The sequence below is a fragment of the Mycolicibacterium stellerae genome (assembly GCF_003719305.1).
GTDB lineage: Bacteria > Actinomycetota > Actinomycetes > Mycobacteriales > Mycobacteriaceae > Mycobacterium > Mycobacterium stellerae.
The window spans coordinates 1-4,081 of the sequence record NZ_RARC01000068.1; the positions used below are offsets into that span (position 1 = coordinate 1).

At 66.4% G+C, this 4,081-nt stretch carries 3 protein-coding genes and 1 pseudogene; all 4 read right to left on the minus strand.

The genetic code is table 11. From position 1 onward, the window contains the following. The coding region (locus D6M19_RS33905; RefSeq protein ID WP_206428719.1) for an NADH-quinone oxidoreductase subunit H at positions 1 to 178 on the minus strand (178 nt) is incomplete at its 3' end. After that, on the minus strand, positions 175 to 2,517 hold the full coding sequence (locus D6M19_RS33910) for an NADH-quinone oxidoreductase subunit G (RefSeq protein ID WP_123029661.1): 2,343 nt from the start codon (positions 2,515 to 2,517) through the stop codon (positions 175 to 177). The genes D6M19_RS33905 and D6M19_RS33910, both read right to left, overlap by 4 nt. Then, the gene (nuoF, locus tag D6M19_RS33915) at positions 2,514 to 3,815 is read right to left on the minus strand and encodes an NADH-quinone oxidoreductase subunit NuoF (RefSeq protein ID WP_123029662.1); all 1,302 of its coding nucleotides are present in this window, start codon (positions 3,813 to 3,815) and stop codon (positions 2,514 to 2,516) included. Before nuoF ends, D6M19_RS33910 begins: the two co-directional genes overlap by 4 nt. A 1-nt stretch (position 3,816) precedes the next feature. Then, positions 3,817 to 4,081 (minus strand): annotated as a pseudogene (locus D6M19_RS33920) (NADH-quinone oxidoreductase subunit NuoE); the annotation flags it as partial.

Below are 4,081 nucleotides of genomic sequence, written 5' to 3' on the forward strand. Positions count from 1 at the left end.
TTATGCCGTCGACCAGCGACTGAAGCAAACCCTTTGGGCCCACCCGGTTGGGACCAAACCGCATCTGCATACGGCCCAACAACTTCCGCTCGATCAAAATCGCCGCCAACACCGTCAACAACAGAAACACGAAGACGCCAAGCGCCTTGACCGCGATCAACCACCACACGTCGGTCATTGCGCCGCTCCGATCGCCACGAGAGCACCCGCGGTCACACCCAGTTGCTCATGGACTGTCGAACCGGTCGAGTTCAGCGGCAACCACACGACCCGATCGGGCAGGTCAACGATCGCGAGCGGCAGCGTGATCGATCCCGATATCGTGCTGATCACGACGGAATCACTTTCGGCGACAGCGATTTCCGCGGCGGTTGCCGAAGAAAGACATGCCGTCGCCGGTCGCGCGGTTGCGGCGAGGTTCGGATGGCCGTCCTGCAGGCGGCCCTTGTCGAGCAGCATCCGCCAGCCCGCGAGGATCGCTTGGCCGGCGACGGGACGTGGTGGGCGAATCGGTGCTACGGGCGGCGCGGCGATTCGTGGCCCATGCCAAGTGCCGAGCCGGTCCAACTCGCTGCGGGCAGCCTCTGCATCGGGCAGACCCAATCCCAGGCCCATCTCGGCCGCGATCGCGTGCAGCACACGCAGATCGGGCATCATCTCGGAGTCGTGCAGCGCGGCAGGGAAAGGTCGTTGCCGCCCCTCCCAGTTGAGGAACGTCGCGGCCTTCTCGGTGGCTGATGCGACCGGGAACACCACATCGGCGTGTGCGGTGACTTCACTGTGGCGTATTTCCAGGCTCACCACGAACGGCACCGTCGACAGGGCTTGCCTGACAGAGTCGGGGTTGGGCAGATCGGCGACCTCCACCCCGCCGGTCAACAGTGCGGCCAATGTTCCGTCGGCTGCGGCGGCCACGATGCCTGCCGTGTCGAGACCGGGCCGTCCGCTGGGTCGGCCACCGGGCAGCAGGTTCGGCAGTGTTCCCGCTTCGAGCGCGCCGCGTTCGCCAGCACGCCGAGGCACCCAAGCCAGCCGGGCACCGGTCTCATCGGCGAGCCGAGCCGCCGCGCAGAGTCCGCCTGCGATGGCGCCCAACCGCTCACCGGCCATGATGACCGCACCCGGTTGGCGGAGCAGGTCAGAAACTTGCCCCTCGAGTAGGTCGTCAAGCACGAAGGGTTCCTCGCCGGGCACCGCTCGAAGTAGCGTGCCTGACAGCTTGGTGAGCCCGCGGCTGGTGAACGGACCGACCGAGTACACGGGCAGGCTTCGAACGCGAGCGGCCTTGCGTAGCCGCAGGAAGACGATCGGCGACTCCTCTTCTGGCTCGAACGCCACGAGCAGCACCACCGGAGCCGACTCCACATCGCTGTAGGTGACGGTCATGGGCCGACCCGCGATGCGCGCGGCCAGGAAGTCGGCCTCCTCCGCCGAGTGCGGCCTGATGCGGAAGTCGATGTCGTTGCTGCCCAGCGCCAATCGCGCGAACTTGGCGTAGGCGTAGGCGTCTTCCCACGTGGGCCGTCCACCGATGAGGACACCGGTCCGGCCGTACGCATCGCGAAGACCTGCCGCCGCCGCGGCGAGCGCCTGCGACCACGACGTCGGCGCGAGGTTCCCATCGGCACCGCGGACCATTGGGCTGGTTATCCGCTCTGGTGTGTCGGCGTAGCGGAATGCCCAGCGGCCCTTGTCGCAGTTCCACTCCTCGTTGACGTCCTGGTCGTCCCCGGCCAACCGGCGCACCACCTTTCCGCGGCGGTGATCGGTGCGCTGCGCGCAACCCGAAGCGCAGTGCTCACACACGCTCGGGCTGGACACCAGGTCGAACGGCCGCGCCCGGAACCGGTAGGTGGATGCGGTCAAGGCCCCGACCGGGCAGATCTGCACCGTGTTGCCGGAGAAATACGAGTCGAAGGGTTCGTTGGCGTGGGTACCGACCTGCTGCAGCGCACCGCGCTCGAAGAGCTCGATGAACGGGTCACCCGCGATCTGCTGGGCGAACCGGGTGCATCGTGCGCACAGCACACATCGCTCCCGGTCCAGCAGAACCTGCGATGAGATCGGGATCGGTTTGGGAAATGTCCGCTTCGTACCGCGGAACCGGGATTCGGCCGCACCGGTGGACATGGCCTGGTTCTGCAGCGGGCATTCGCCGCCCTTGTCGCAGACCGGGCAGTCCAGCGGATGGTTGATCAGCAGCAGCTCCATCACGCCCTGCTGGGCGGCCTCCGCGACCGAAGACGAGTATTGAGTCCGGACGGCCATGTTTTCCGCGACGGTTGTGGTGCACGAAGCGAGCGGCTTGCGTTGGCCCTCGACCTCGACGAGGCACTGCCTGCACGCGCCGACCGGATCCAGCAGCGGATGGTCGCAGAACCGCGGGATCTGCACGCCGATCAGCTCGGCTGCGCGAATCACCAAGGTGCCCTTGGGCACACTGACGGCAGTGCCGTCGATGGTCAGGTTCACCGTCGGCGCGGTAGGCGTATGGCGAGCCGGTTCGGTCACCGTCATCGAGCACCCACCTCGGCGGCCATCAGTGTCGAGGCGTACGGATCGAACGGGCAGCCACCCTCCAGATGCTCGACATACTCGGCGCGGAAGAATTTGAACGAGGACAGGATCGGGCTGGCGGCGCCGTCACCCAACGCGCAGAACGATTTTCCGTTGAGTGTGTCGGCGATGCTGACGAGTCTCTCGAGGTCCTCCGCCGTCCCGCTGCCCGTCTCCAACTGCTCGTAAACCTGACTGAGCCAGTAGGTGCCCTCCCGGCACGGTGTGCACTTGCCGCACGACTCGTGGGCGTAGAACTGGATCCACCGGCGCACCGCCCGCACGACACACGTCGTCTCGTCGAAGACCTGAAGCGCCTTGGTGCCGAGCATCGACCCGACACCGGCGACGCCCTCGTAATCCAGTGGCACATCCAGATGTTCGGCGGTCAGCATGGGCGTCGAGGAACCGCCTGGGGTCCAGAATTTCAACCGGTGCCCGCTGCGGACACCACCTGCATATCCGAGAAGTTCGCGCAGCGTCGTCCCCAACGGCGCTTCGAACTGCCCCGGATTCGTGACATGCCCGGAAAGCGAATACAACGTGAAGCCCGGGGCGTCCTCGGTTCCCATGGAGCGGAACCAATCGACACCGTTGAGAATGATCGACGGTACCGACGCGAGCGACTCGACGTTGTTGACCACGGTTGGGCAACCGTAGAGTCCGGCTTCGGCGGGAAACGGCGGCCGGAGACGCGGTTGGCCACGCCGTCCCTCCAGCGAGTCCAGAAGGGCGGTCTCCTCGCCGCAGATGTAAGCACCCGCGCCCGCGTGCACGATCAATTCCATGTCGAACCCCGAGCCACCGATGTCGGTGCCCAGGTACCCCGCTGCGTACGCTTCAGCCACCGCGGCGCGGAGTCGCCGCAGCGCCGGGACGACCTCACCGCGCACATAGATGAACGCGTGATGGGCGCCGATGGCGTAGGCGGCGATGACGGCGCCCTCGATGAGCAGGTGCGGGGTCGCGATCATCAGCGGAACATCCTTGCACGTACCGGGTTCCGACTCGTCGGCATTGACCACGAGGTAGTGCGGCTTGGCGTCATCCTGCGGGATGAAGGACCACTTGACGCCGGTTCGGAACCCCGCGCCACCGCGGCCGCGCAGGCCCGAGGCCTTGACGGTCTCAATGACCTCGCCCGGTTCCATTGCCAATGCCTTCTGCAGCGCGCGGTATCCGTCGTGGGCCCGGTAGGTGTCCAACGTCCAGGATTGGGGGTGGTCCCAGTACCGACTCATTACGGGGGTGAGCACCATGTCAGTCCTCGCCTTCCAAACCGCGTGTGGCCATGCCGCTTTCGTGGGCGACTCGCAGTCCGGCCAGCGTGGCCGCTGACGCGGCACCATGATCGTGGCTTTCGTGCTGCAGGCCCGCGAGAAGCCGGGCGGTCTGGCGGAAGGTGCAAAGCGGCGCCCCGCGACTGGGCAGCGGCGGCTGGCCTTCGCGTAGCGCGTCGACGAGATCTCTTGCCGAGGAGGGGGTTTGGTTGTCGAAGAATTCCCAGTTGACCATCATGACGGGT

Excerpts from the sequence above, each read along its gene's own strand:
- nuoF (WP_123029662.1), bottom strand. The coding sequence starts at position 3,815 with ATGGTGCTCACCCCCGTAATGAGTCGGTACTGGGACCACCCCCAATCC.
- D6M19_RS33910 (WP_123029661.1), bottom strand. The coding sequence starts at position 2,517 with ATGACGGTGACCGAACCGGCTCGCCATACGCCTACCGCGCCGACGGTG.